This is a genomic window from uncultured Sphingomonas sp. (assembly GCF_936927845.1).
In the GTDB taxonomy this organism is placed as follows: domain Bacteria; phylum Pseudomonadota; class Alphaproteobacteria; order Sphingomonadales; family Sphingomonadaceae; genus Sphingomonas.
Map to the genome: position 1 here is coordinate 16,254 of NZ_CAKZHV010000040.1, position 22,399 is coordinate 38,652.

General features: G+C 63.6%; 24 protein-coding genes and 4 pseudogenes. 18 read left to right on the plus strand and 10 right to left on the minus strand.

Annotated elements, in window-relative coordinates:
* Positions 1–248: 248 nt before the first annotated feature.
* From Q0579_RS06220 to Q0579_RS06240, 5 genes are read left to right on the plus strand one after another with little or no spacing between them, the layout of a single operon-like run.
* Complete coding sequence (locus Q0579_RS06220) at positions 249–893, plus strand: hypothetical protein (protein WP_242121890.1); 645 nt, start codon at positions 249–251, stop codon at positions 891–893.
* Between the two features lie 4 nt (positions 894–897).
* The gene (locus Q0579_RS06225) at positions 898–1,335 is read left to right on the plus strand and encodes a hypothetical protein (protein ID WP_242121889.1); all 438 of its coding nucleotides are present in this window, start codon (positions 898–900) and stop codon (positions 1,333–1,335) included.
* 27 nt (positions 1,336–1,362) lie between these two features.
* Entirely contained in the window at positions 1,363–1,977 is a 615-nt protein-coding gene (locus tag Q0579_RS06230) for a hypothetical protein (RefSeq protein ID WP_298277327.1), read from the plus strand.
* A gap of 33 nt (positions 1,978–2,010) precedes the next feature.
* Complete coding sequence (locus Q0579_RS06235) at positions 2,011–2,220, plus strand: hypothetical protein (protein WP_298277324.1); 210 nt, start codon at positions 2,011–2,013, stop codon at positions 2,218–2,220.
* Positions 2,217–2,732 (plus strand): thermonuclease family protein, encoded by a 516-nt coding sequence (locus tag Q0579_RS06240; RefSeq protein WP_298277321.1) that lies wholly within the window; start codon positions 2,217–2,219, stop codon positions 2,730–2,732. Before Q0579_RS06235 ends, Q0579_RS06240 begins: the two co-directional genes overlap by 4 nt.
* Before the next feature lie 65 nt (positions 2,733–2,797).
* On the opposite strand, the gene Q0579_RS06245 is transcribed toward Q0579_RS06240, so the two are convergent.
* A complete protein-coding gene (locus tag Q0579_RS06245; RefSeq protein WP_298277318.1) occupies positions 2,798–3,319 on the minus strand; it encodes a hypothetical protein in 522 nt (173 codons plus the stop codon).
* 75 nt (positions 3,320–3,394) lie between these two features.
* Between Q0579_RS06245 and Q0579_RS06250 the strand changes: the two genes are divergently transcribed.
* Positions 3,395–4,705: a hypothetical protein gene (locus Q0579_RS06250; protein WP_298277315.1), complete on the plus strand. Its 1,311-nt coding sequence runs from the start codon at positions 3,395–3,397 to the stop codon at positions 4,703–4,705.
* 39 nt (positions 4,706–4,744) lie between these two features.
* On the opposite strand, the gene Q0579_RS06255 is transcribed toward Q0579_RS06250, so the two are convergent.
* Entirely contained in the window at positions 4,745–4,933 is a 189-nt protein-coding gene (locus Q0579_RS06255) for a hypothetical protein (protein ID WP_242121882.1), read from the minus strand.
* An 87-nt stretch (positions 4,934–5,020) separates the two neighbouring features.
* On the opposite strand from Q0579_RS06255, the gene Q0579_RS06260 reads away from it, so the two are divergent.
* The 4 genes and pseudogenes from Q0579_RS06260 to Q0579_RS06275 form a co-directional block, all read left to right on the plus strand.
* Complete coding sequence (locus Q0579_RS06260) at positions 5,021–5,662, plus strand: hypothetical protein (RefSeq protein ID WP_298277308.1); 642 nt, start codon at positions 5,021–5,023, stop codon at positions 5,660–5,662.
* Between the two features lie 69 nt (positions 5,663–5,731).
* Positions 5,732–6,523, plus strand: coding sequence for a hypothetical protein (locus tag Q0579_RS06265; RefSeq protein WP_298277305.1), 792 nt, complete (start codon positions 5,732–5,734; stop codon positions 6,521–6,523).
* Between the two features lie 80 nt (positions 6,524–6,603).
* On the plus strand, positions 6,604–8,280 hold the full coding sequence (locus Q0579_RS06270) for a hypothetical protein (protein WP_298277300.1): 1,677 nt from the start codon (positions 6,604–6,606) through the stop codon (positions 8,278–8,280).
* Positions 8,277–8,864: pseudogene (locus Q0579_RS06275) on the plus strand (hypothetical protein); the annotation flags it as partial. The gene Q0579_RS06270 and the pseudogene Q0579_RS06275, both read left to right, overlap by 4 nt.
* Before the next feature lie 341 nt (positions 8,865–9,205).
* Here the strand turns inward: Q0579_RS06275 and Q0579_RS06280 are convergent.
* Positions 9,206–9,535: an SMR family transporter gene (locus tag Q0579_RS06280; protein ID WP_066675293.1), complete on the minus strand. Its 330-nt coding sequence runs from the start codon at positions 9,533–9,535 to the stop codon at positions 9,206–9,208.
* A gap of 144 nt (positions 9,536–9,679) precedes the next feature.
* Positions 9,680–10,057, minus strand: a pseudogene (locus Q0579_RS06285) (ATP-binding protein); the annotation flags it as partial.
* 96 nt (positions 10,058–10,153) lie between these two features.
* Between Q0579_RS06285 and Q0579_RS06290 the strand changes: the two are divergent.
* The 6 genes and pseudogenes from Q0579_RS06290 to aroC form a co-directional block, all read left to right on the plus strand.
* On the plus strand, positions 10,154–11,509 hold the full coding sequence (locus tag Q0579_RS06290; protein ID WP_006473457.1) for an IS1380-like element IS1247 family transposase: 1,356 nt from the start codon (positions 10,154–10,156) through the stop codon (positions 11,507–11,509).
* Positions 11,510–11,725: 216 nt separating this feature from the next.
* A pseudogene (locus Q0579_RS06295) lies at positions 11,726–12,043 on the plus strand (YhjD/YihY/BrkB family envelope integrity protein); the annotation flags it as partial.
* Between the two features lie 8 nt (positions 12,044–12,051).
* On the plus strand, positions 12,052–12,843 hold the full coding sequence (fabI, locus tag Q0579_RS06300; protein WP_298810358.1) for an enoyl-ACP reductase FabI: 792 nt from the start codon (positions 12,052–12,054) through the stop codon (positions 12,841–12,843).
* Positions 12,836–13,102 carry a hypothetical protein gene (locus Q0579_RS06305; protein WP_298810346.1) on the plus strand — a complete coding sequence of 89 codons (267 nt, stop codon included), beginning with the start codon at positions 12,836–12,838 and terminating at the stop codon, positions 13,100–13,102. The genes fabI and Q0579_RS06305 overlap by 8 nt, the downstream gene beginning before the upstream one ends.
* The gene (locus Q0579_RS06310; protein ID WP_298810348.1) at positions 13,099–13,620 is read left to right on the plus strand and encodes an N-acetyltransferase; all 522 of its coding nucleotides are present in this window, start codon (positions 13,099–13,101) and stop codon (positions 13,618–13,620) included. The genes Q0579_RS06305 and Q0579_RS06310 overlap by 4 nt, the downstream gene beginning before the upstream one ends.
* Positions 13,617–14,054 (plus strand): annotated as a pseudogene (gene aroC, locus Q0579_RS06315) (chorismate synthase); the annotation flags it as partial. The gene Q0579_RS06310 and the pseudogene aroC, both read left to right, overlap by 4 nt.
* Here the strand turns inward: aroC and Q0579_RS06320 are convergent.
* Both Q0579_RS06320 and istA read right to left on the minus strand, forming a co-directional pair.
* On the minus strand, positions 13,973–14,425 hold the full coding sequence (locus Q0579_RS06320; protein WP_366522271.1) for an ATP-binding protein: 453 nt from the start codon (positions 14,423–14,425) through the stop codon (positions 13,973–13,975). The pseudogene aroC and the gene Q0579_RS06320 overlap by 82 nt on opposite strands.
* An 8-nt stretch (positions 14,426–14,433) precedes the next feature.
* Entirely contained in the window at positions 14,434–15,963 is a 1,530-nt protein-coding gene (gene istA, locus Q0579_RS06325) for an IS21 family transposase (RefSeq protein ID WP_082730872.1), read from the minus strand.
* A gap of 594 nt (positions 15,964–16,557) precedes the next feature.
* Between istA and Q0579_RS06330 the strand changes: the two genes are divergently transcribed.
* Entirely contained in the window at positions 16,558–18,396 is a 1,839-nt protein-coding gene (locus Q0579_RS06330) for a TonB-dependent receptor (RefSeq protein WP_231729948.1), read from the plus strand.
* A gap of 77 nt (positions 18,397–18,473) precedes the next feature.
* Here Q0579_RS06330 and Q0579_RS06335 read toward each other — a convergent pair whose 3' ends face one another.
* Positions 18,474–19,130: a cation transporter gene (locus tag Q0579_RS06335; protein WP_066675301.1), complete on the minus strand. Its 657-nt coding sequence runs from the start codon at positions 19,128–19,130 to the stop codon at positions 18,474–18,476.
* Between the two features lie 64 nt (positions 19,131–19,194).
* On the opposite strand from Q0579_RS06335, the gene Q0579_RS06340 reads away from it, so the two are divergent.
* On the plus strand, positions 19,195–19,599 hold the full coding sequence (locus tag Q0579_RS06340; protein WP_066675305.1) for a helix-turn-helix domain-containing protein: 405 nt from the start codon (positions 19,195–19,197) through the stop codon (positions 19,597–19,599).
* Positions 19,600–19,925: 326 nt separating this feature from the next.
* On the opposite strand, the gene Q0579_RS06345 is transcribed toward Q0579_RS06340, so the two are convergent.
* Genes Q0579_RS06345 through Q0579_RS06355 form a run of 3 tightly spaced genes read right to left on the minus strand, consistent with a single transcriptional unit; the run spans position 19,926 to position 22,399 of the window.
* Positions 19,926–20,294: a hypothetical protein gene (locus Q0579_RS06345; RefSeq protein ID WP_010409068.1), complete on the minus strand. Its 369-nt coding sequence runs from the start codon at positions 20,292–20,294 to the stop codon at positions 19,926–19,928.
* Entirely contained in the window at positions 20,291–20,683 is a 393-nt protein-coding gene (locus Q0579_RS06350; RefSeq protein ID WP_298277281.1) for a hypothetical protein, read from the minus strand. Before Q0579_RS06350 ends, Q0579_RS06345 begins: the two co-directional genes overlap by 4 nt.
* Positions 20,684–20,710: 27 nt before the next feature.
* Complete coding sequence (locus Q0579_RS06355; RefSeq protein WP_298277278.1) at positions 20,711–22,399, minus strand: hypothetical protein; 1,689 nt, start codon at positions 22,397–22,399, stop codon at positions 20,711–20,713.

Below are 22,399 nucleotides of genomic sequence, written 5' to 3' on the forward strand. Positions count from 1 at the left end.
CTCCTCGGGCCGTCCAGGCGCGATCCCATCTGGGAAGCCGAAAAGCAGGGTTGGCGGGGGTACGTGCTCGGTAGCACCGGCTGTCATTATCGACGTGGCAGCCGGCTCGCCGATGCGTGGCAGCGTGGCTTCGCGGCAGCAGCTCGATCGTCGCATCCTGTGGGTCTGATGCTCTGATCCGGGACCAGGGAAGGGGAGGGGGAAGCGGGCCGGTGAGCGCGAGAGGCGCTCAGGATCCGGAGATCGCCATGCCCTACGACGTTGCTTTTCGCCATCAACAGGCGCTCGACCCGAGCGCCTTGTCCACCATCACCGCCGGCGTCCATGCCCTGACACGCGCGATCGAGGACTGCCGCAATGCCGGGGTCGACTACGAGAGCGACGCCGCAGTGATCCTGCTGGCCCGACATCTCACCACGGTGACGCAGAACCGGCCTGCCGAAGCGATCTTACGACGCCGCTGTACGGAGCGCATTGCGGAGCTGCAGCGCTTCCCGGCCCTTCTCACGCTCGCCATCCGGGGCGTCTCCTACGACGCCGTCGCCAAGGACCTGTTTCATGCGGACGGGCGCAGGGCGATGCGCAATCTTGCGAATGCGCTCACCCTTCCCGAGGGCAGCTACACCATCCGGTCGAACCGGTCGGATCCGTCCGTATCGGGTGAAATAACCCTTCACGGCGAGGAGGTCTGGGTGCAGCTGTCGCTTGGCGCGCTCGGCCCCGAGAACGAGGTGTCGTTTCGCCGGGTCAGAGGTCAGCACGACCTCCTGGGCGACCGCCGACGGTTTGCCGCCATCCGCGAGCTCCTTAACCCTGCTCGGTTCGCAGACCGCCTACGACGCGAGCTGCATCTCGCCCCTGCGGCAGCCGAACCCGCCCTTTTGGTCGGGTGATGTGATGGACGTCCTTGCCACCCGCGTACGCGTGACGGGCGCGCCCCCTCGCTACCAGTATCGGCTCTACGCGCCGTTCGATGCGCTCTCACCGGAACGCCAGTCGCTGATCCACTACCACAGCGATTTCGGCCACGGGCTCGGCCTGCTCGCTCGCATGAGCGAGGCAATCGCTCCCATGACTTGGCTTGAGATGTCCCCCGGGCACGAGAAGCTCGCACAGGGCCGCGCAATCCACGACCTCGCCCAGCAGATCGAGGCGCGCGTGCTGTCGATCCTGTTCACCGAGGTGACGAACACGCGGGTGCCACCACTCACCGAGGGCCGGTCCGATCTTCCAGACGAGCGCGTCCGCGCCCGCGTCGCGCAGCTGGTGAGCCATGTTCACCGGCCCGCTCTCGAGACGTCCGCGATCCACCTCCTTGACCCACGCCGCCTCTGATGCGGCCCAGATCTGAAAGGACTAGCAATGGGCTGGCTCACCATGCCGCTGTCGTCGATGCAGCCGCATTCGACCCCGAAAGCGTATCTCGACGCCCAGTTCACCTATGACCAGCGCGACCCTGCCGGTAAGGGCAGGGCACTGCGGATCGTCGCGTCCTCCTGCCTGCGCAACAAGGTCTATTACGCGGCCGCGGTGCCGAGCACCGACGGAGTCGACGAGCCAACCTTCGCGATTGTGTGCCTGGTCAAATGGAACCCTCGCGACCGGGAGGGCTACGTGTTCGGGTACAAGGACATGACCGAACACATGGGACCGTGCGAAGCCGAATGCCCGGAGCGGATCCTCGCCCTGCTTGGCGATACCGACGAACCGTCCGCGCTCAACTGGCGACGCCGCTGCATCGACAATCTGGCCCGCGCCGCGCGCCCGCTCGAGCATGGCATGCGGATTCGCCTGCCGTCCCCGGTCAGGTTCACCGACGGCTATGAGGGCGCAGAGTTCACCGTCCACAAACGAGGCCGCAGGGTCGCGCTGTCCAGGCCCGGCGTCAGCTACCCAGAGTACCGGCTAAGCGGCTTGCGCCATCTGTCCTGGACAGTCGTCCCGGAGACGAAGGTCCACAAGACGGTGTTCGCTTGATTGCCACCCACCACCTAACTCAGGATTACGGTCATGATCGCGCTTCCCGACCACGTCCCTCTCAGCCCCAAACGCCGGGCGCTCTGCAGCAACGACAATGCAAGGCGCATTGCAGCGCGCATGGCTGATGACGGTGCAAGCTGCGTTTCGGTTGTTCGCACCGGCAACCCTCTCCAGCCACTCCGTATCATCCCGGTCGTCGTCGACGGCCCCGACGTCGTGCTCGAAATGCGGCTCGCATGAGAGCGGCCCTATTCCTGCTTCTGGTCGCCCTGACGGCTTGCAGCGCCAGTCCGGAGAGCGGTCGGAACGAACCCACGATCCGGGGCGATGCGCGGGCACTGGACGGCGACACCGTGTCGATCGATTTCCGGTTTTCCGGCGCCGATGCGGTCGAAAAGAAGCAGCTCTGCGAGCGAGCAGGCTCCTGCTATTCGTGCGGAAAGCTCGCCCAAGACGCGACGGCAAGGATGCTGAAAAGCGGCGAGGCAACCATCCAGCTGGTCGGCAGCAGCAGCTACGGCCGCCCCGTGGCAATCGTCAGTGTCGACGGCTCCGATGTTGGCGAACAGCTGATTGCGCAGGGCTTCGCGGTGCCGGCTGTCAAATACCTGAAGAGTGATCCCGAACGCGCTACCCGCTATGTCGCGGCATTCGAGGAGGCGCGCAGCCACGGCCGCGGGATTCATTCAGGAGAGTGGATCGACCCGGAGAAATGGCGACGGGGGGAACGGCTCGCATGCGAGCGACGTTGAAGCACCACCCCCCGAAACAAGACGGGCGGCCCCGGCTCCGGCCAGGGCCGCCTTTCTTTTTGCCGTCAGCGCGACAGCTTTGGATCGACGACGTGATCGACCGCATCATAGCCCGGTCCCGGATCGAACGACCAGGAAGCCCCGATCTCGAAGCCGGTGTCGAACCGCCCGACAGGGCCGTCAGGCTCGGCCGCCACATAGGGCGAGACCAGCGGCATGGTCGGTCGCTTCATGCGGAACAGTTCGCCAGCGAACCGGCCGCGCGCTTCCAGCACGCCTTCCAGCCACAGCAGGTCGTCGAGGATCAGAACGATGCCCTTGCCCGCGAGCGCGTAGTAAATGCACCGCTGAAAGTCGTCGCACTGGTTGCCGAGGATCTGCGTCAGCTTGCGCTTGCCCGAGTGCTCACCCTCGTGGATCCACTCGATCGCCTCGCGTAGCTCGCGCACGGAGTAGTAGGCGTCCTCCGGCCCCATACCGATGCACGCGGCCGCGATCATTCGTCGTGTCGGACGGATGATCGGATCGGTCGACGCGTCCTTGAGCGTCAGATCGAGGTCGAAAGCTTCGATGCAATCGGTCTTCATGGCGCGCTTCTCCTTGCGGTGAACGTACCGTGAACATCGTGGACCTTGCAAGTATAATATCGTATAGTCGCACGCATGTGGTTGGTCCCGCGCGACACTCGTGGACTCCAGCAACGCACGCCCCTGCCGGACGTCGTGCGGCGAGCGCTCGTCCGCTGGTACATGGGGGAGGGCGAGGACAGCGATCACCGCGCATCGGTGATCATGGTCGTGAAGGCACGCGACCACCATCAATGGATCGCCTGCGACTGCCTGGGCGAGACGGAAGCCCCGCCGCTCCTGTCCCCGGCCTACCTCTCCGAAGCCGAAACCTACTATCTCCGGCGACTGACCAGCGTCCGGCAACGGCGACCCGAGCATAAACTCGACTGCCCGTTCTACCGCGAACAGGCTCCTCCCCGCATCCGCGAGAAGGCAACAGCGACACCGCGCACGATCAACGAGCCCGATGGCATGTTCTCCGCGCACCGGCTCGCGCCAGAGAAGCTCGCGCAACTGCCCGACGAGGCTGAACCTGACGATCGCACCCGCGGCGTCGCCATTCCGCGCCTCGCCCGCCTGCTATGGCTTCTCATGGAGATGGCCCACGTCAATGTCGTGGAGCCACTCGAGGCCGGAGAGCCGCGGACGACGTCAATGGCAAGCGAGTTCGCCGCGATGCGCCGCGCGGCCGAACGCGTCGAGATTGCCCCGGGCATCTCGCTCGCCCGTCACTTCTACACTCACATCGATCCCTATGAACGCGGGATCGTGTTCGCCAAGCTGCGGCAGGCGGCCAAAAAGTGGCCGACCGGCCATGCCCCGCAAGCCTTTCTCCTGCTCTACGCCGTCGACATATCAGGAACGACCATCACGCTCGCCGAAGGCCGCGAATTGGAGGTCAAGAACCGGATCCGGCACATCGGAATCCACCAGCGCCAGATCGGCGCCCCGTACCTCGTCCTCGCCGTCGTGGGCGAGCACAATCCGCGCGAGGGCTATGCGGCACTGCGCGCCTATGCCCAGCCAATCGCACGTCCCTCCAACTTCGTCGCGATCCACAACGCGGCCGAACGCCAAACCATCGTCGGGCTGCTCGATCTCCAATACCGTCTGCGCCGTCGCGGGATCGGGATCGGCTTCAAGCGCCTTCTCTTCGATGTCGCTACCAGCATCGGCGATATGCGCCCCGACATGCTGCTCGACCTTCGCGACTTCACGACCGGCGAGGTGATGGAAGCGGCCTTGGAAATCGTAACGGCACACGATGCCGACACGCTCGGCGTCAAACTGCGGCAGGTCGAAAAGCTACGCACCGTCGCGCCGGTGGTGACCATCCACGGCGAGGATCTCGAGGCCGATGGTCTGGAAGCGGCGATACTCGATCAGCTGCACATTGGTCAGTAGTCGCGCGCGGCGACGATCTGGACCGCAAGAAGCGTCCGATCAATCGAAGCAGCAAAACCCGTGTTCGGCGATCAGCTCGATCGCCTGCTGCTCGTCCGACGCGTCCTCACGCAGAACCACGGGGCGCACCGGCACCCACGGCCCCAGGTCGTCGGGCAAGTTGCTACCCTCGCTATCGTTCGTAAGCGCCCAAAGCTTCTCCGGCGCCGAATAGAGCCACACGTCCATGCGGCCTACTGCCCCGCACTCGGCCCAACAGCAACGAGGCTGGAGGGGAGGGGGAGGAAACCTGTCGATCCATAGAGGAGCCGACAGATGACCCGCTTTACCGCCGTCCCAGCACCGCAGGACACGAACTGGGGTGTTCCGCAGACAACCGACCAGGTCCTGCCCGGGATCTGGCACGTCACCACGCCCGATCATGGCGGGTACGTCCTTTCCGACGAACGGCAGGCCGCGATGCCCGAGGCGTTACGCCGCGACGATATCTACTACGAGGAGGACGTGGATTGGGCGCTCGTCCTGCTCGGCTTCGCGACCGAGTTCCGGCGTCTCCCCACAGCCGGGATCGCCCTGCAGGTCGAGAATGCGCGCCGTTCGGTTCGAGCGTGGCACCCTGCACGCTATGGCGCCTTCACTGGCGAAGAAGTGCCGGCGACCGAGAACAACACGCTACGCCGTCGCGCCGCCTATCAGGCTGTCATCGGTCAGTACGCTTCGGTTTCCGCATCCGGTGACTGGGCCGATTGGGTTCCCGTCGGCATGGTCGGTGTTGTGTTTCGCCGGGTCCAGAGCGTCGATGCGCTCGGCTTTGCCCGCTACTCCGGAGATCCGATCTACGGGCTCGTCGCCAAGGACCGCTACGCCGAGCGCAACGACGTCGAGACCTTCGACAGTCTCGGCGCCACCCGCGTCGAGAGCACCGCTCCGATCACCAAGGAAGTCCACCTGGCCTGAGGTCGCGGTGCAACTGCACTGCGCCATCCCTCGCGGCCGCAGCGCCGCTTCTCTCGGGAGTGAGCTCCGATGAGCGTCTATCTCTATCTCTTCCATGGCCGCGCCAGCATCGATCAGGACATGACCGACTGGGGCGCCGAAGGCCCCAAGATCGGGCCGCTCAGCTACGTCCACACCACCTACGGCAGCGACGTGAAGATCCGCGGCTCGCGCGAGGTCCTGGAAAGGTTCTTCCCAAAAGCGGCAGTTCATTTCCACAATGGCTTCGGCGAGCATTCCATCCAGCTCGAGGGCGACTGCCTACCGCACGAGGGCAAGCTCTACGGCGATTGGACCGTCTGCACCGCAGAGTATCTGCAGCCCCGGACAACGACGTCCGGGGTCCCAGCCTGCGCCGCCCGCCACGACCAGCCCGACCCCTTGTCCTGGGACTATGCTGGTCTCCTGCGAGCCGTGCGCGACAATCCGCTCGTGCTGCGGGTCTGGCGACGCTTTCTGCGGCCGCAAGCGGGTCAGCGCTTCGACATTCCGAGCGGGATGGGAGGTGTGCTTACGATCAAGCTGCTGCGCCAGCAGGACGATGGCCGTTGGCAGGCGCGGGTCGATACGCCGCTCAATCCTGACTGGCACGGCTACCTGATCGATCACGTCGCCGTCTCGGCTCTCCTGCCCGTTCGCGCAGGCACGAGCCCTGAAAAGGCACCTTTCGCCAGCGACACCGCAGCAGCCACCTACCATGGCCACCTCCGCGCCGAGCTCACCGCCCTCGGTTACGCCGCCAAGGACAGCGGCGAGAACGGACAATTCGTAATCACCGGCTCCGCCGAGACCGGCCCTGCCAGCGACGATGACGGGCTGTAGGTCGGAAGCACACCGAGGCCGAAGGGAAGGGGGAGCGGGCGAGCAGGCGTGAACAGTCACGCCAGCTTCAGGAGCTTGCCATGATCCCCGCCATGATCGCGACGGCCGTCGCGCCCGAGACCATCACCAAGGTCACTCGGTTGTTCAACAACACCGCGTACGACGTGATCTGCGAGCTTTTCCAGAACGCGCGCAGGGCAGGGGCCACGATCGTCGCCGTCACGGTCATCACCGCAAGCGACACCACCTATCTCCAGGTCGTCGATGACGGCCACGGCATCGCCGATCCCGCCTCGATCGTGACGCTCGGCCGCTCCGGTTGGTCGGACGACACACGCCGGGCCGAGGATCCTGCCGGCATGGGCGTCTTCAGCCTCGCTGGCCGCGATGTTATTATCCGCTCCTACTCGCGGCCCGATCGTCAGGGCTGGATGGCTCATATTCCCGCTTCAGCCTGGGAGACGAGCCGCCCGATCGCGATCTCCTCGGACCCGATCCCCTACGGGACGTCGCTGACCGTCAGAATGCCCGAGCAATGGCTGACTACCATCGAGCGCGATGTCGCAACAGCGGCTCGCTACTTCCCGGTCCCGGTGACGTTCAATGGCGAGCCCCAGGAGCAGCACGATTGGCTCGCCGACGCCGTCCATGTCGAAACCTGGAAGGGCACCCGTATCGGCATCCGTAGAGTGCCGGCCTCGCATTATTCCTCCCGCGACGCGGCGCTGAACTTCCACGGCGTGACGATCCCCTGCCGGTTGCCTCACCTGACCGAGGTCGACCGCGGCGACCACTGGATCGCGCGGGTCGACATCGTCAACGCACCCGACATCCAGCTCGTCCTTCCGGCTCGCAAGGAAGTCGTCGAGAATGAGGGCGTTTCGGACCTGAGAACCGCGGTGCAATGCACCTTGTACCGCGCCATCGCAGCGCAAGGCACGCACCGCCTGTCGTTCGAGAACTGGACCGAAGCCCGTGATCTGGGTGTCCTGCTTTCCGAGGCCGAGCCTTACCTCTTCACCTGGGCTGCGCCCGCGGCAGACCAGTACCGCAATTACGAAACCGGCGTGCGGACGACCGACCCGGCCATGGTGCTGATGCCCGACCAAGAGGCACTGGTAGCCATCCCGGCCGAGCGTGCGATCACCAAGCACAATCCTTTCGAAGGACCGCTGGTCGACGCGAATGAAGCCTTCAAGGGATATAGCTGGTACGACAAGCTGGCCCGGGTGGAGACCCTCGAGTTCGCCATCATTCAGGGCGAACGCCAATTCACGATCTCTGAAGGGGTGGAAGCGCCCGCCGACGCCGACGACGGATGGGTCGATGCGATCACCCTACACGCCACGCTGTCGCACGCCGGCGCCTTTGTCGAAGTCGCCTGCGACGCTGACGTGGCCTTCGGTCCCGACCAGTTTTCCTGCAACTCCGTCGATGAGACACGCGTGTTCGTCCGCCGCGGCTCGGACCTCTCCGCAATGGATGTCGCGGACCTGTTCGAGAGCGCCGTCTTCTCGGCCAACGAGGACTCCGCGGCCGACAGCTACGACACCCAGCAGGAGCGGTTCCAACGCGATGCGGCCGAACGGATCATCGGCCTTCTCGAAGGCGGGGACGCGGCGCTCGACAACCGTCTGCGGGACCTACTCTCCGGTCACTACTACCTCGTCCCGGAGGACCGCACCGTCACCATCACGGTGACTCGCAAGAACCTGGCGATCACGATTGCACCGCTCGCGCCGGCAGACGCGGCATGATCCCGGCCCCGCCCGTCGTCCTCGCCTACGGCATCGGTGTCGACAGCACCGCGCTTCTCATCGAGAAACACGCCCGCGGCGAGGCGCCCGACCTCTGTCTGAGCGCCGATACCGGCGTCGAGAAGCCGGCGACCTACGCATATCTGGACGTGATCCGGCCATGGATGCGCGATCGCGGCATTCCTTTCGAGCTGGTCTCCTACACTCCGAAGCGGTTCAAACACTGGCCCCCGTATTACGGGATCCTGGAGATGTGCCTGACCAATGCCACCCTTCCCAGCAAGTCGCTGGGAGGGTCCAGCTGCAGCTTGAAGTACAAGAAGGCGCCACAGGACGCATACCTCGCCCGATGGCGTCCCGCGCTGGACGCATGGGACCGCGGGCAGCGCGTCACTCGCCTGATCGGCTACGACGCAGGGCCGCGCGACACCAAGCGGGCAAACCATGCGCTCTCGATCGATGATCCGCGCTATGAGTGCCAGTACCCGTTGCGTGAGTGGGGCTGGGATCGCGACGCCTGCATTCGCCGGATCGAGGCCGAGGGTTTGCCCGTCCCTCCGAAGAGCGCGTGCTGGCTGTTATGTTTGCAGATGGTGTCTCGTCTCACCGCAACCCTTTATTTATGGGCTACAAAATTATCCGCCGTTTGAGACGATCCGAGGCCATTGAAGCGCTCGGGACAGTTGCAAAGCGCTACTGCACTTTGCAACTGTCCCGAGCGCAACCGCCGAAGGCGGTGCGACTCGTCGCGGCGGCATCCGGAATGACTTTGCTGAGCGGAAGAAACTGACTTGCCATTGCCCGTCGGGACTTGCTGATGCGGCCTTGATCGTTGCGCCGACAGATTGGGAAATGTCTGTTACGCGCCCATTCCGGTCGCTCAGCCGATGCACCGCAATCCCCGGAAGCTGCCGACCCCGACCGATCAGTGAGCAGCAGTCTGCGAGAACACGTTCATCACGATGACACCAGTCACGATCAAACCCATTCCCGCCATTGCCGGTAAGTCCAGCTTTTGCCCCTGAATGATCCAGGCAACGGCTGCGATCAATACGATGCCGCAGCCCGACCAAATTGCGTAAGCTATCCCGGTGGGAATGGTCTTCAATGTCAGCGACAGGCAGTAGAAAGCCACGATGTACGAGAGGGCAGTGAGAAGGCTGGGCGCTAGTTTGGTGAAACCTTCGCTCTGCTTCATGAAAGTTGTGCCGATCACTTCAGACACAATCGCCACCGCGAGTAGGACGTAATTCATGTGCGCTCCGTTTTTCCTGCCGATTCCGATGAAGCCGCCCCTCGTTTCCGAGATGATTGCGCCCCTTCGTTCCGAGATGATGTCGCCCCCCCGGAGACAGGGCCGTGCTGGCTACGTCTGTTGTTATTTCGTTCGTGCCGGTCGTCAAGCCTCTGAAGGGGATTTGACCCGGCGCATGCTGTCACCGTCGAGGTCCAGGCGGTGGGCGTTGTGGACGAGCCGGTCGAGGATGGCGTCGGCATAGGTCGGATCGCCGATCACCTCGTGCCACGCCGCGATCGGCAGCTGGCTGGTGACGATCGTCGAGCGACGGCCATAACGCTCTTCTAGGATTTCGAGGAGGTCGTAGCGGGCATGAGCATCGAGTGGCTCAAGCCCCCAGTCATCAAGAATCAGGAGCTGAACGCTGCCGAGCTTGGCCAGGATGCGGGCGTAGCGTCCGTCGCCGCGTGCCAACGCCAGGCTGGCGAACAGCTTGGGCACCCGCTGATACAGCACCGAACGGTCGTCGCGGCAGGCCTTATCCCACATTTCCCAAGTAAGGCGCTGATTTCGCTGTCCTGACCATTATATTTCCTATATAAAACATGGTGTTGAAGGCTGCGATGGGCGCGTTTCATGGATCACCCAGAGGGTGCGGGCTTGCAACGGGCAGATCGGGTGGATTTCGACCCTCGCGTGCGGCTGGAATTTCGCGGCACGCAGCTCAGTTCCGACGGCGGCCTTCTGGTGATGCGCGAGCTTGATGACGCGCTCGGGTTGTCCGATTTGGCGTCAGCGGCGCTGCGCGATACTCGCTCTGGCAAGAACACGGTCCATCGGCTCGACGGCCTGTTCCGGCAATCAGTCTTTGGGCGGCTGGCCGGATACGAGGATGTCAACGACGCCAACCGTCTCGCCTGCGATCCGGTCATGCGCCAAGTTGTCGGCGGCAGAGCGGTCGATGCACAAGCGGCCTCGGCATCGCAGATGGGACGGTTCGAGACCGAGACGCTGGCTCTGGCCGGGAACCGTGCCGCGCTGGCCGACCTGAACGGGCAATGGATCGACCGGTTCCATGACCGTAACGGGCTGAAGTACATCGTTCTGGACATGGACAGCTCGGTCAGCCCGACCCATGGCGACCAGGAAGGGTCCGCCTGGAATGGCCATTTCGACTGTAGCTGCTATCACCCCAACTTTCTGTTCAACCAGTTCGGGATGCTGGAACGCTGCGCCCTGCGCCATGGCAACGTCCACAGCGCCGATGGCTGGCGTGATGTTCTCGACCCCGTCATTGCGCGCTACGCGGAGCGCGACCTTGGTGGCAGGTTCTTCCGGGCCGATGCTGCCTACGCGATCCCGGCGATCTATGAGCGATTGGAAGAAGCGCGGTTCTTCTACGCCATCCGGCTGCCCGCAAACGCGGTCCTCAAGGACAAGATCGCGCATCGGCTAACGCGCCCTGTCGGGCGGCCGTCACTGACCAAGGTCAAGCGGTTCTTCGAGGAATTCGAGTATCAGGCGGCGTCCTGGGACAAGGAACGCCGGGTGATCGCCAAGATCGAATGGCATCCGGGCGAACTGTTCCCGCGTGTCGGCTTCATCGTCACCAACCTGCCGATGGAGCCGGACTGGGTGGTGCGGTTCTACAACCAGCGCGGCACCGCCGAGCAGCACATCAAAGAGGGCAAATACGCCTTTCGCTGGACGCGGCTGTCGTGCCGGAAGTTCCGCGACAATGAGGTGCGGCTGCAACTGCACGCCCTGGCGTACAACCTGGCCACCTTCTTGCGCTGCATCGAGCTGCCCGAGGCCATGGCCGACTGGTCGTTGACCAGCCTGCAACTGAAGCTGATCAAGATCGGGGCACGTGTGGTCCGTCACGCCCGCACCATCACCTTCCAGCTGGCCGAGGTCGCTGTCACCGGCACGATGGTACGCGCCATCCTCGCCGCTATCCGCCGATTGCGAGCGCCACCGCTATGCGCATGATCGCGATCCACGCTCAAACTGAACGAAAGCGGCTGGACAGATCTGTCCGCTGCGCTGAAAAACGCCGCCCCTGGGCAAGGAAACAGCGGCTTCGCGGTCTGATCCGTCCAGATCCAGCAGTCTGCGCGACCGCAGGTGCCGCTTGCGGCAGAAAATCCTTGTCTAGCGCTCGGATACAGGCGATCTTCACCTCAAACGACACGCCACTTGGGGAATGCAGGCTACATGCTGTTCTATTCGGTCACGCCGGGCAAATACCGCCGTACGCGCAGCCGCAAATGGCCCGGCGCGCTGTTCACGACGATCTGGTGGGTCGGCATGACGAGCGGGCTGCCGTTCGTGCTGGGCCAGCTCGGCGGGTACGATCTGACCTATGGCAGCATGGCGGGCGTCGTCGTCATGTTGCTGTTTTTCTATCTGATCGGGCTGGGCCTCGTGTTCGGGGCGCACCTGAACGCGGCACTGGCGGAACCGGTCGATCCGGTAGTAGAGGGCGGCGATACGACAGCGAAACAAGTGGCGGTGACGGCGTGAACGGATTGATGGCGGGCAAGCGCGGACTCATCATGGGACTGGCGAACGACAAGTCGCTGGCCTGGGGGATCGCGAAGAAGCTGAGCGAGGCAGGGGCGGAGCTGGCCTTCAGCTATCAGGGCGCGGCGATGGAAAAGCGCGTGCGCCCGCTGGCGGAGGAGCTGGGCGTGGCGCGGCTGTTCGACTGCGACGTGTCGGACATGGACGCGCTGGACGCGACGTTCGATGCGCTGAAGGCCGAATGGCCGACGATCGACTTCGTCGTCCACGCGATCGGCTTTTCCGACAAGTCGCAGCTGCGCGGCAAGTTCTACGACACCACGCTCGACAATTTCCTGATGACGATGAACATCTCGGCCTATTCGCTGGTCGCGGTGGCGAAGCGGGCGCGGGCGATGATGCCGGAGGGCGGCTCGATCCTGACGCTGACCTATTACGGCGCGGAGAAGGTCATCCCGCACTATAACGTGATGGGCGTCGCGAAATCGGCGCTGGAGACGAGCGTGAAGTATCTCGCGGTCGATCTGGGGCCGGAGAACATCCGCATCAATGCGATTTCCGCCGGGCCGATCCAGACGCTGGCGGCGCGCGGGATCGGCGATTTAAACTATATCCTGAAATGGAACGAGCTCAACGCGCCGATGCGCCGCACCGTGACGATCGAGGATGTCGGCGGCGCCGGCCTGTATATGCTGAGCGATCTGGCGTCCGGCGTGACGGGCGAGATCCACCATGTCGACGCGGGCTATAACGTGATCGGCATGAAGGCCGAGGACGCGCCGGACATTGCGCTTGCCTGATGCGGGCATCTGGTTTTCTGCGCTGGGGTCCGCGTTCCTCGCTGGGGCGATGGTCGTCGCGCTGATGCTGGGAATGAACGCGTTCGGCATTGGTCCGCGCAACCGCACGGTCGATTGCCTGTGTACGACGTGGATCGTGTCGTGTGTGGCGTTCGGATCGACAGTGGGTCGTGCAACGGGTCATCCCCTCACGGTGGGGGCGGTTGCGCTTGTCCTGGCGATGGCGGGCGGTGTGCTGATCCGCCGCCGCGCGGCATGAGCATCGTCATCCGCCCGGCTCGCGGCGAGGATGTCGCCGCGATCGACGCGCTATTGGTCGCTACCTTCCCTGCGCCTTCTGAGGCGATGCTGGTGCGCGACCTGTGCGTGGCCGGGGACATGGTGCTGATGATGGTGGCGGAGGCGGCGGACGGCGCGCTGGCCGGCGCGATCGCGTTCAGCCGGATGGCGGTGGAGGTCGCTGGACAGGCGGTTCCGTCCGTCGCGCTCGCGCCGCTGGCGGTTGCTCGCGACTGGCGGCGGCAGGGCGTGGCCGAGGCTTTGGTCCATGCCGGGATCGAGCGGCTGGAGGACGAAGGCATCGTGCTGTGCTTCGTGCTGGGCGAGCCAGACTATTACGCGCGGTTCGGGTTCGACGCGACATGGGCCCGCAGTTTCGACTCGCCTTATGCCGGCGACTATTTCATGGCGCTGCCGTTGCAGGGGGGGCTGATGCCGTGCGGTGTAAGGGGCCGCGCGGACCACGCCCCCGCCTTCGCGCAGCTGGGAGCGTCATGAGCCACAACAGTTTCGGCCGCCTGTTCCGTTTCACGACCTGGGGCGAAAGCCACGGGCCGGCGCTGGGCGCGGTGGTGGACGGCTGCCCGCCGGGGATCGCCTTGTCGGAGGAGGATATCCAGCCGTGGCTCGACCGGCGCCGCCCCGGTACCAGCCGCTTCACCACGCAGCGGCGCGAGCCCGATCAGGTGCGCATCCTGTCGGGCGTGTTCGAGGGCCGCACCACCGGCACCCCGATCAGCCTGATGATCGAGAATGTCGACCAGCGGTCGAAGGATTATTCCGACGTCGCGCTCGCTTATCGCCCCGGCCATGCCGATTATGCCTATGACGCCAAATACGGCTTTCGCGATTATCGCGGCGGCGGGCGATCGTCGGCGCGCGAGACGGCGGCGCGGGTAGCGGCAGGCGCGGTGGCGCGGCTGGTGATTCCCGGCTTATGGCCTAGCGCGCAGGCCAGCCATGATTTCCCGACGCCAGTCGGGCCGCAGATGACGAGATTGTCGCGAGCGGCGATCCAGTCACCAGCGACGAGCTTGAGGAACAGCCCCCGGTCGAGACCTCGATGGCTGCGATAATCGACATCCTCGGGGGTTGCCTGATGGCGCAGCTTGGCGAACCGCAGCCGGGCGGCCAGCTTGCGGTCGTGGCGGAAGCTCCATTCGCGGTCGAGCAGCAGCGCCAGCCATTCGGGATGGGTGAGCCGCTCGGCTTCGGCATTGGCGGCCAGTTCGTCGAACGCCCTGGCCATGCCAGCCAGCCCCATTGCGTTCAGCCGGTCGAGAGTGGGATGTTGAAGCATCATGATCTCCTTCAGTGATAGTAGCGGGAACCCCGGATATTCGGGTGGGTGATCGTCCGATCGTCGCGCGCCTGCCGGGGCGCGGGCGCCTGATCGAGCCGGTTGTCGAGGATCGATCGGACCGATCCATAGGTGCGTGCGCCGATATCGAGCGCCCGGCTGCACGCCGCTTCGACCCGTTCGCGGCCGAAGCCCTTCACCAGGCGCACGATGCCCAGGCAGGCCCGGAAGCCCTGCTCGGGATGCGGGCGATCGGTCAGGATTTTCTCGCACAGCAGGGCGGCACAGGGGCCGATCGCGGCCGCCTCGGTGGCGATGCGTTCGATCGTCCAGTCGGCGAAGCGCCGGTGGGATGACGGCATATGCTCGGATATCGTCGTGTGCCGGCCATTGCCGGAGCCGCGCATATGGGCGGCGATCCGTTCACCCTTGTGGAACAGTTCGATCGTACGCGCGGTGATCCGCGCCTCGACCGGCTCGCGCGCGAAGCGATACGGGACCGAGTAATAATGGCGCTCGATCTCGACATGATAATCGAGACCAGCGCGCCGCCGCCGCCATTCGGCGAAGACATAGGGTTCCAGCGGCAGAGCTTTCAGCGCAGGCCTGTCGATGGCCTCGAACAGCTGGCGCCGGGTCTGGCCCACGCGGCGCATGATACGGCGGTCATTGAGGTCGGCGAGCAGGTCGCCGATCGCGGCGTTGAGTTCGGCCAGGCTATAGAAGATCCGATGCCGAAGGCGCCCGAACAGCCAGCGCTCGACGATCAGCACGCAGGCCTCCACCTTGGCCTTGTCGCGTGGGCGGCGCGGACGGGTCGGCAGCACCGCGCTGTCGTAATGTGCCGCCATCTCGGCATAGCTGCGGTTGACCTGTGGATCGTAAAGGCAGGCCTTGATCACCGCGACCTTGGCATTGTCCGGCACGAACAGGGCAGGCGCGCCGCCGAAGGCTTCCAGCGCCCGCACGTGCGCCGCGATCCAGTCGGGCAGCGTCTCGGTCCAGCTCGCCTCGGCATAGGACAGGCTCGATGCACCCAACACCGCCACGAAGATGTGCGCGTCGCGGATTTCGCCGGTCAGCCGGTCGACCACGACAGCCACCTTGTCGCCCGCATAGTCGACGAACAGCTTCTCGCCGGCGGCGTGGGTCTGCCGCATCGTGACCGGCAGCTTCGCCGCCCAGCCACGATAGAGATCGCAGAACCGGCTGTAGCGATAACCTTCCGGATGCTGAGCGATATATTCGTCCCACACGATCTGCAGCGTCACATGCTTGCGCTTCAACTCGCGATGGATCGCTGCCCAGTCCGGTTCAGGGCAGCGGCGATGGCCGGTCTTGGTGCCAGCCGCGCGGTAAAGCGCCGCCTCCAGAACGGCATCGCTGACATCCGCGCCCAGCGGCCAAGCCAGACCCGCGACCGCTGCCCGCCTCAGCGTCTCGCGCACCGTCGAGGGCGCGGCGCCCACCCGATACGAAATCGCCTTGTGACCCAGCCCCTGCTCAAACCGGTACCGTAAAATCTCGCGAACCCGTCGCATACTCAATCGCTCCGCCGACATCGGCTCCCTCCCTCGGACAACCCAAAGGAAGCAAACCTAATCCCAGCAGCGGACCTTCATCGTCATCCCCGCAAAGGGGGCGACATCATCTCGGAATCAGGGGGCGAGTAATTCTCGGAACAGGGGGGCGGCATCATTTCGGAATGAGGGGGCGGCTTCCCTCGGAATCAGCATTTTTCCATCGGAAAGCACGGCCCTGTCATAACAAGGCGTCTTCCCGACATGGTCAGGTTGACGCCGCGGCAGGGAAGAACCCACGATATGCGGGCGCAGGAGACACCACCCTGCTACTCTATTCTCGGCGCCCCCTGATAACTGTTCCTGCTTGACCTGTCACGCTGCCTTCTGAAGGTCATCATCGGCTGCGCGGCTTACACAAGGCTGCCGGTGTTACCGTCAGGAGAATGTCCGGGCCTACGCGCGCTCCCGACGCAATGCGCACCGTCCCGGACGTTTCAACGGCCAATAGCAGATCCTGAAAACCGTTCTTGACCCTGTAGTCGCTACAGGTCTTATGGAGCCTTCCGTACCCGGCGTCAGATGTCGGGCAGGAACGGGGGCAATGTGAGTTTGATGGTTCGTGCCGGCAGGGTCTGTGTCGGGAGCAGCGCGCTGGTTATTGCAACCATGATGGCCGGTACAGCCTATGCGCAAGCACAGGTCCAGGCCGACCACACAGAGGAGGCTGAGACCGAGATTGTGGTCCAGGCGACACGGACGGGGCGCAGGGTTCAGGACGAACCGATCCGTGTCGATGTCATCAATCGCGAGGAGATTGAAGAAAAGCTCCTCATGCGCCCCGGCAACATCGCCATGCTCGTCAGCGAGACGCCGGGCGTGCGGGTTCAGACCACATCGCCCGCGCTAGGCGCGGCCAATGTCCGCATCCAAGGCCTCAAGGGCCGCTACACGCAGATCCTGGCCGACGGATTGCCCCTCTATGGTGGGCAGACACCCTCCATTGGTCTGCTGCAAATCCCGCCCACCGATCTTGGCCAGGTGGAGATCATCAAGGGCGCGGCATCGGCGCTCTACGGTCCCTCAGCACTGGGCGGCGTCATCAATTTGGTGTCGCGTCGTCCGGCCAGCGAGTCGCAAGGCGAACTCCTGCTCAATGCTACCAGTCGTGACGGACAGGATGTGACGGGGTATGTCGCCGCGCCGCTCAGCAGCGTGTTCAGTGCCTCGGTCACCGCTGGCTATGACCGTCAAAGCCGACAGGATCTGAACGATGACGGCTGGGCCGACATGCCCGGCTATGAGCGCTTCACAGTCCGGCCCCGTCTGTTTGTCAACACTGCCGATGGGACCAAAGCCTTGGTCACTTTCGGCGCGATGGCGGAGCAGCGCGACGGCGGAACGATGCCGGAAGCCAATGCGCCGGACGGATCGCCGTTCGCGCAGACGCTGCACAGCCGGCGCTACGACCTCGGCCTCACGGCCGAAACACCGCTGGAAGGCATCGGCACGCTGCGTTTGCGCGCGTCCGGCGTTACCCAATCGCATCGCCATGTCTTCGGCAAGACAGTGGAGAATGACCGCCACCGCACGGCATTCGCTGAGGCCTCGCTCGGCGGCAAGGCAGGCGAGACGACATGGCTGGCAGGCGCTGCGATCCAGTTGGACGACTATCGGTCCAAAGCGTTCTCAGCCTTCGATTACAGTTATACCGTGCCCGCGCTTTTCGTGCAGGGTGAGCAGGAACTGGCCGACCGGCTGACCCTGGCGGGGAGCCTGCGCTGGGATGCGCATAGCGACTATGGCTCACATGTCAGCCCGCGCCTTTCCGCGCTCTATCGCCCTGGGCCCTGGACGATCCGTGCGTCGCTGGGACGCGGCTTCTACGCGCCGACACCGTTTGTCGAGGAGACAGAGGCCAATGGCCTTGCGCGCCTTCTGCCTTATGGAAAGCTCAAAGCGGAGTTTGCCAACAGCGGGTCGATCGACTTCGGCTACGCCAGCGGACCGTTCGAAGCGAACTTCAACCTGTTTGCCTCGAGCATTGACCATGCCCAACAGTTGCAGACGGTGGACGCGGATCATGTCACGCTCATCAATGCCGATGGCGTCACGCGGACGCGCGGCGCCGAAGTGCTGCTACGTTATCGCTGGCAGGCTCTGTCTCTGACCGGCAGCTACGTGCATGTCGCCGCGAATGAACCCGATCTCGATGGCTCTGGTCGGCGGATCGTACCACTGACGCCCCGAGACAGCGCGGGCCTTGTCGGAATGTGGGAGAAGGAAGGGCGTGGCCGTTTCGGGATCGAGGCATACTATACCGGACGACAATCCCTACCGGACGCAAAGCAGGTCCTATGTCCAGCTCGGCGCTATGGGCGAAGTGATATTGGGCAAGGTCAGCCTGTTCCTCAATGCCGAAAACCTGCTCAATGTGCGGCAGACGAAATATGACCGGCTGCTCCTGCCGCGTCGCGCACCGGCGGGGGCATGGACGGTCGATGCCTGGGCACCGACCGACGGGTTTGTCCTCAACGGAGGGGTGCGGATTCGCTTCGGCGGAGAATAGGCCTGCTCCTCAGTTCACCGCGCGCCTGGTGGATGATCTGCCATCCGCCGGACAGCGCGAGCGCGGCCATGATTGCTGCGACAGCGATGTCCGGCCAGCCCGTGCCGGTGCCGAACACGCCCAGCGCTGCGGCGACCACGGCGATATTGCCGATCGCATCGTTGCGCGAGCAGATCCAGACCGAGCGCCGGTTGGCGTCACCCGCGCGGTGACGCCAGAGCATCGCGGCGCAGGCAAGGTTCGCGACCATTGCGATCACGCCCACGATCCCCATGGTCTCAGCAGCTGGAACTATGCCCTGCGTCGCCATCCAGATCGTGTTGCCCAGCACCCAAATCCCGAACAACAGAATCGATACGCCCTTGGCCATAGCCGCCCGCGCTCGCCACGCCAGCGCCATGCCCGCGACGCCGAGGCTGATCGCGTAGTTGGCAGCGTCGCCCAGGAAGTCGAGCGCATCGGCCTTGAGCGATGCAGACCCGGCAGTGACACCGGCGACAATCTCCACGCCAAACATGACCGCGTTGATCACAAGCGCGATCCATAACACGCGCCGCCATGCCGCATCGTTCAGCTTTTCGGTATTGTCCTGTGATCCGCCGCAGCATCCGCCGGCCATATGCATCTCCTGTTTCGGTGATGACAGGCTATATAGGGCCTGTAGCAACTACAGGGTCAAGGGTATGGCATTCACGATCGGCGATATGGGCAAGGCTACGGCCACGAAGATCGAGACGATCCGCTATTATGAGAAAATCGGCCTGCTGCCTAAGCCGGCGCGGACAACGAGCAACTACCGGGACTATGGGCAGGCGGAACTTGGCCGACTGTCCTTCATCCGCCGGGCCCGCGACCTCGGGTTTTCGCTCGATCAGGTCCGTGCGCTGTTAAGCATCTCGGGCGACCGCAGCTGCGATTGCGCCGGTATCGACCGGATCGCCAAAGAGCACCTACTTGAAGTTGACCGCAAGCTCTCGGACCTTGCGGCGCTTCGCAAAGAGCTGAAGGCGGTAATTGATTCCTGCGATGGCGGCATCGTTGCGGATTGCCGTATTATCGAAGCATTGGGGCCTGCATCGCCAGCCTAAGAATGGCAGTTGTTTGCCTTCCGCGGTCCATACCTGCCGTTCTCCTTACGGCCAATCGCGGTCATTTACATGCGAGATACCCATTCAAGCTGCTGGTCGCAGGCGGGCCGTTGATTGAGGGAATTCTTCGTCGAGTGATGGGCCCAACCAAAATCCATCAAGCGTTGTGCAGGGGAGGATCAGTGCTGCGCAAGCGGGGAGGGTTTTACACTGAACCTGCCTTCAATGCGTAGCCCGCCCGTGGCGGTCTCGCGTCGCCATGTAGCGTAGAGCGAATTGAGCGTGCAACGTGGCGTCGATTGTAATGTCCTCAGGACTTGCTCGCATCATGAGTCGGCCGGCCGTGGTTTTGGCAGCATTGAGCGCAATTGCCGGAGTTCCGCGTCTTTGGCTTCCAACGCAGCCTCCAGCATGATGATACGATTGAGCAACTGGTTGATCACGTTTCGCAGCTCGGCCTTGCCGCTCGTGCTTTGTGGTTTAGCCTTCGGCGGCTTCGGAGCTTCATCGAACAAAGCGAGAAGTTTGGAGCATCGATAGGCCGTCGCTCGACTGACCCCCGCCTCGCGCGCAACATTGGTTATGCTCAGCTTGCCATTCGTCGCGGTGCCTTTGCCGTCGCGCAAGCGGTTATAGGCGTCAAGCAGCGCGACGGTGGCTTGCGATTTCCGGGGAGGGTTCGCTTTCGTCGTCATCGTTCGACCTGTTCCAGCAACTGCCTGTAAATATCGATCTGTGCCTCAATGGCGTGTTTCTGGATCGGGCTGATGTTCTTGCCATTTTTCATGGTCTCGGCATCTGCGATGCATGATTGCAGAGCCAGCACATGCCGCCTCGCCACCACGCTGTTCGGACAACGAGCAGGCTGGCACCTCGTAAATGCCGGCTGCGCCTCAGCTCCTTTCACCTTCAAGCAGAGGGCGTGGTCGGCATAGAAGAAGCAGTCGTTGATATAACCCGGATGAAGCGTGACGGCGGTGTTCGAGAGCATTTTTGCGCGGCGCCGATCATCAACGACCGTGCCGGGCAGATCTCCGATCTTGTTTCTGATGCTTGTAAATTCGGCGACGAGTTTCGATCGCATGGGGCCGCCTGGATTGATCCCTGCCTTTCAGTCCTCGTACATCTCGACGATATCGCTGAGCTGAGCGAGGCGACGTTCCTCTTCGATCTCCGAACGGAAGCCGGATTGGGAAGTGCCCGCATAGCCTTCGAACATCATGGCGCTCGCGTGCCCATATTGTATCATGCCCGCGATCACGCCGAAGGGCTGACTGGCGATGTACCATGCAAGGGTGCGGCGGAGCTGACGCGTGCGCCACCGCCAGGGTTCATCACCCTCGTCCGGGATATGATAAAGTGCCAGTATGCGGTCGGCTTCGGCGGGCGCCGCCGCTGCCATTTCTTCGGCGAGCCGGCGACACTCTTTGGCAAAGTAATTCAGGTATACGGTCGATTGATGCGCCGTAAGCTGGACATTGCCCACCCCCCGAATCAAGGCCGGTTTGAACAGGGGCTCATCATCTCGCGGCGCTTCCGTTCGATCGGCGCTGTTGTGTAGATAGTCCTGCAACCGTATTGCTGCCAATACGGCCCTGGCAACAGGCTCTATCACGGTCCAGCGATGTTCAGCGCCGTCGACGTTTTTACGGGTTTTGAAGATTCTTCCGACGAGTTCGTAGCCCTTAACCTTCCCATGTTCGTCGCGCATGAGTCTGAGGCAACCACGCTTGAGCGCGGCCGCTTCCTCGCCGCGCATTCCTGATAATAGGCCGATTACGAGATAGCACGCGGCTATCGCCGGTATGAAGGTATAACGGCTGCTGAAGCTGGGAAGATGCGACCGCCACGCAATGTTTGTTCCTGGCATGCTGGCCCAACCACTGCTTGCGCCTGGGCGCTCGGTTCCGAGTTGCGAGATTGCCTTCTCGAGCATAGCTGAGCGTGCCTTCAGCACTGCCACGCCGAGGCCGCTGGCCTTGCAGATTTCTGGCCACGCGGGTCGACCATCTTGGGTCGCCGGTACTCCAGAGCCCGATGCTTCAAGCGCATCCAAATAAGCGCGCAGGCGCTGGTCGCTTAGTTTCGGTGACACTCTCTGCCGACGCGCGGCGATGTTGATGCCAGCTATACGATGTCGGGCGATAAGATCGTCGATCCCATGATGGACGTAGAACATGGCCCACCGCAACGCCGGCGCGCTAATGGCTTCCGGTATTCGCGGTGTGACATTTTCTCGGCCACCCCGGTATCCCGCGATCCTAGTCGCTGAACGGTTACCCCAAGGAGCTATCTCGATTCCCCGGAACGACAGGGAGGGCGTATAGAGCGCAAGTCGCCGTACGCAGAGGATCTTGTAGACAAGAGTTGCCGGTGCGAGGTGCCGCTTCGCGGACAGCCACTGATCCAGCCAAGGCTGATCGATCTCGTGGAGTCGAAGTCCGGCTTCCCGCACTTCTTGTAGAAAATGCCGGATTATATTGCCGACCTGCATCAGCGAACCAGGTTTCAGGACGCCGAGGCGGCCGCGCACATTGTCTCGGGAGTCGTAGTTTAAAGACAGGAACAGGTATTCTCGTATGAGCTCCCGCTCATCAGCATCGGCGATCCGACCGAAGCAGATACAGGCTTCATGGGCCTTTGTCGGCCGCGCGATGGCACATTCGAGCAGCCACTTATCGTCCCCGACCAGAGAGATATTCTGCTGCTCACGGCCACTCACGACCATCTGGGGCGGAATCACCAATGCCGAACGGTCAATCCGCCAAGATGCTTCGGCACGTTCCAGAACCCGACGCAT

Excerpts from the sequence above, each read along its gene's own strand:
- Q0579_RS06235 (WP_298277324.1), top strand. The coding sequence starts at position 2,011 with ATGATCGCGCTTCCCGACCACGTCCCTCTCAGCCCCAAACGCCGGGCG.
- Q0579_RS06225 (WP_242121889.1), top strand. The coding sequence starts at position 898 with ATGGACGTCCTTGCCACCCGCGTACGCGTGACGGGCGCGCCCCCTCGC.
- Q0579_RS06255 (WP_242121882.1), bottom strand. The coding sequence starts at position 4,933 with ATGGACGTGTGGCTCTATTCGGCGCCGGAGAAGCTTTGGGCGCTTACG.
- Q0579_RS06320 (WP_366522271.1), bottom strand. The coding sequence starts at position 14,425 with ATGATGCTTCAACATCCCACTCTCGACCGGCTGAACGCAATGGGGCTG.
- Q0579_RS06350 (WP_298277281.1), bottom strand. The coding sequence starts at position 20,683 with ATGCGATCGAAACTCGTCGCCGAATTTACAAGCATCAGAAACAAGATC.
- Q0579_RS06240 (WP_298277321.1), top strand. The coding sequence starts at position 2,217 with ATGAGAGCGGCCCTATTCCTGCTTCTGGTCGCCCTGACGGCTTGCAGC.
- Q0579_RS06355 (WP_298277278.1), bottom strand. The coding sequence starts at position 22,399 with ATGCGTCGGGTTCTGGAACGTGCCGAAGCATCTTGGCGGATTGACCGT.
- Q0579_RS06260 (WP_298277308.1), top strand. The coding sequence starts at position 5,021 with ATGACCCGCTTTACCGCCGTCCCAGCACCGCAGGACACGAACTGGGGT.
- Q0579_RS06310 (WP_298810348.1), top strand. The coding sequence starts at position 13,099 with ATGAGCATCGTCATCCGCCCGGCTCGCGGCGAGGATGTCGCCGCGATC.
- Q0579_RS06290 (WP_006473457.1), top strand. The coding sequence starts at position 10,154 with ATGGATCACCCAGAGGGTGCGGGCTTGCAACGGGCAGATCGGGTGGAT.
- Q0579_RS06330 (WP_231729948.1), top strand. The coding sequence starts at position 16,558 with ATGGTTCGTGCCGGCAGGGTCTGTGTCGGGAGCAGCGCGCTGGTTATT.
- Q0579_RS06230 (WP_298277327.1), top strand. The coding sequence starts at position 1,363 with ATGGGCTGGCTCACCATGCCGCTGTCGTCGATGCAGCCGCATTCGACC.
- istA (WP_082730872.1), bottom strand. The coding sequence starts at position 15,963 with ATGCGACGGGTTCGCGAGATTTTACGGTACCGGTTTGAGCAGGGGCTG.
- Q0579_RS06250 (WP_298277315.1), top strand. The coding sequence starts at position 3,395 with ATGTGGTTGGTCCCGCGCGACACTCGTGGACTCCAGCAACGCACGCCC.
- Q0579_RS06265 (WP_298277305.1), top strand. The coding sequence starts at position 5,732 with ATGAGCGTCTATCTCTATCTCTTCCATGGCCGCGCCAGCATCGATCAG.
- fabI (WP_298810358.1), top strand. The coding sequence starts at position 12,052 with ATGGCGGGCAAGCGCGGACTCATCATGGGACTGGCGAACGACAAGTCG.
- Q0579_RS06220 (WP_242121890.1), top strand. The coding sequence starts at position 249 with ATGCCCTACGACGTTGCTTTTCGCCATCAACAGGCGCTCGACCCGAGC.
- Q0579_RS06340 (WP_066675305.1), top strand. The coding sequence starts at position 19,195 with ATGGCATTCACGATCGGCGATATGGGCAAGGCTACGGCCACGAAGATC.
- Q0579_RS06280 (WP_066675293.1), bottom strand. The coding sequence starts at position 9,535 with ATGAATTACGTCCTACTCGCGGTGGCGATTGTGTCTGAAGTGATCGGC.
- Q0579_RS06345 (WP_010409068.1), bottom strand. The coding sequence starts at position 20,294 with ATGACGACGAAAGCGAACCCTCCCCGGAAATCGCAAGCCACCGTCGCG.
- Q0579_RS06245 (WP_298277318.1), bottom strand. The coding sequence starts at position 3,319 with ATGAAGACCGATTGCATCGAAGCTTTCGACCTCGATCTGACGCTCAAG.
- Q0579_RS06270 (WP_298277300.1), top strand. The coding sequence starts at position 6,604 with ATGATCCCCGCCATGATCGCGACGGCCGTCGCGCCCGAGACCATCACC.
- Q0579_RS06335 (WP_066675301.1), bottom strand. The coding sequence starts at position 19,130 with ATGGCCGGCGGATGCTGCGGCGGATCACAGGACAATACCGAAAAGCTG.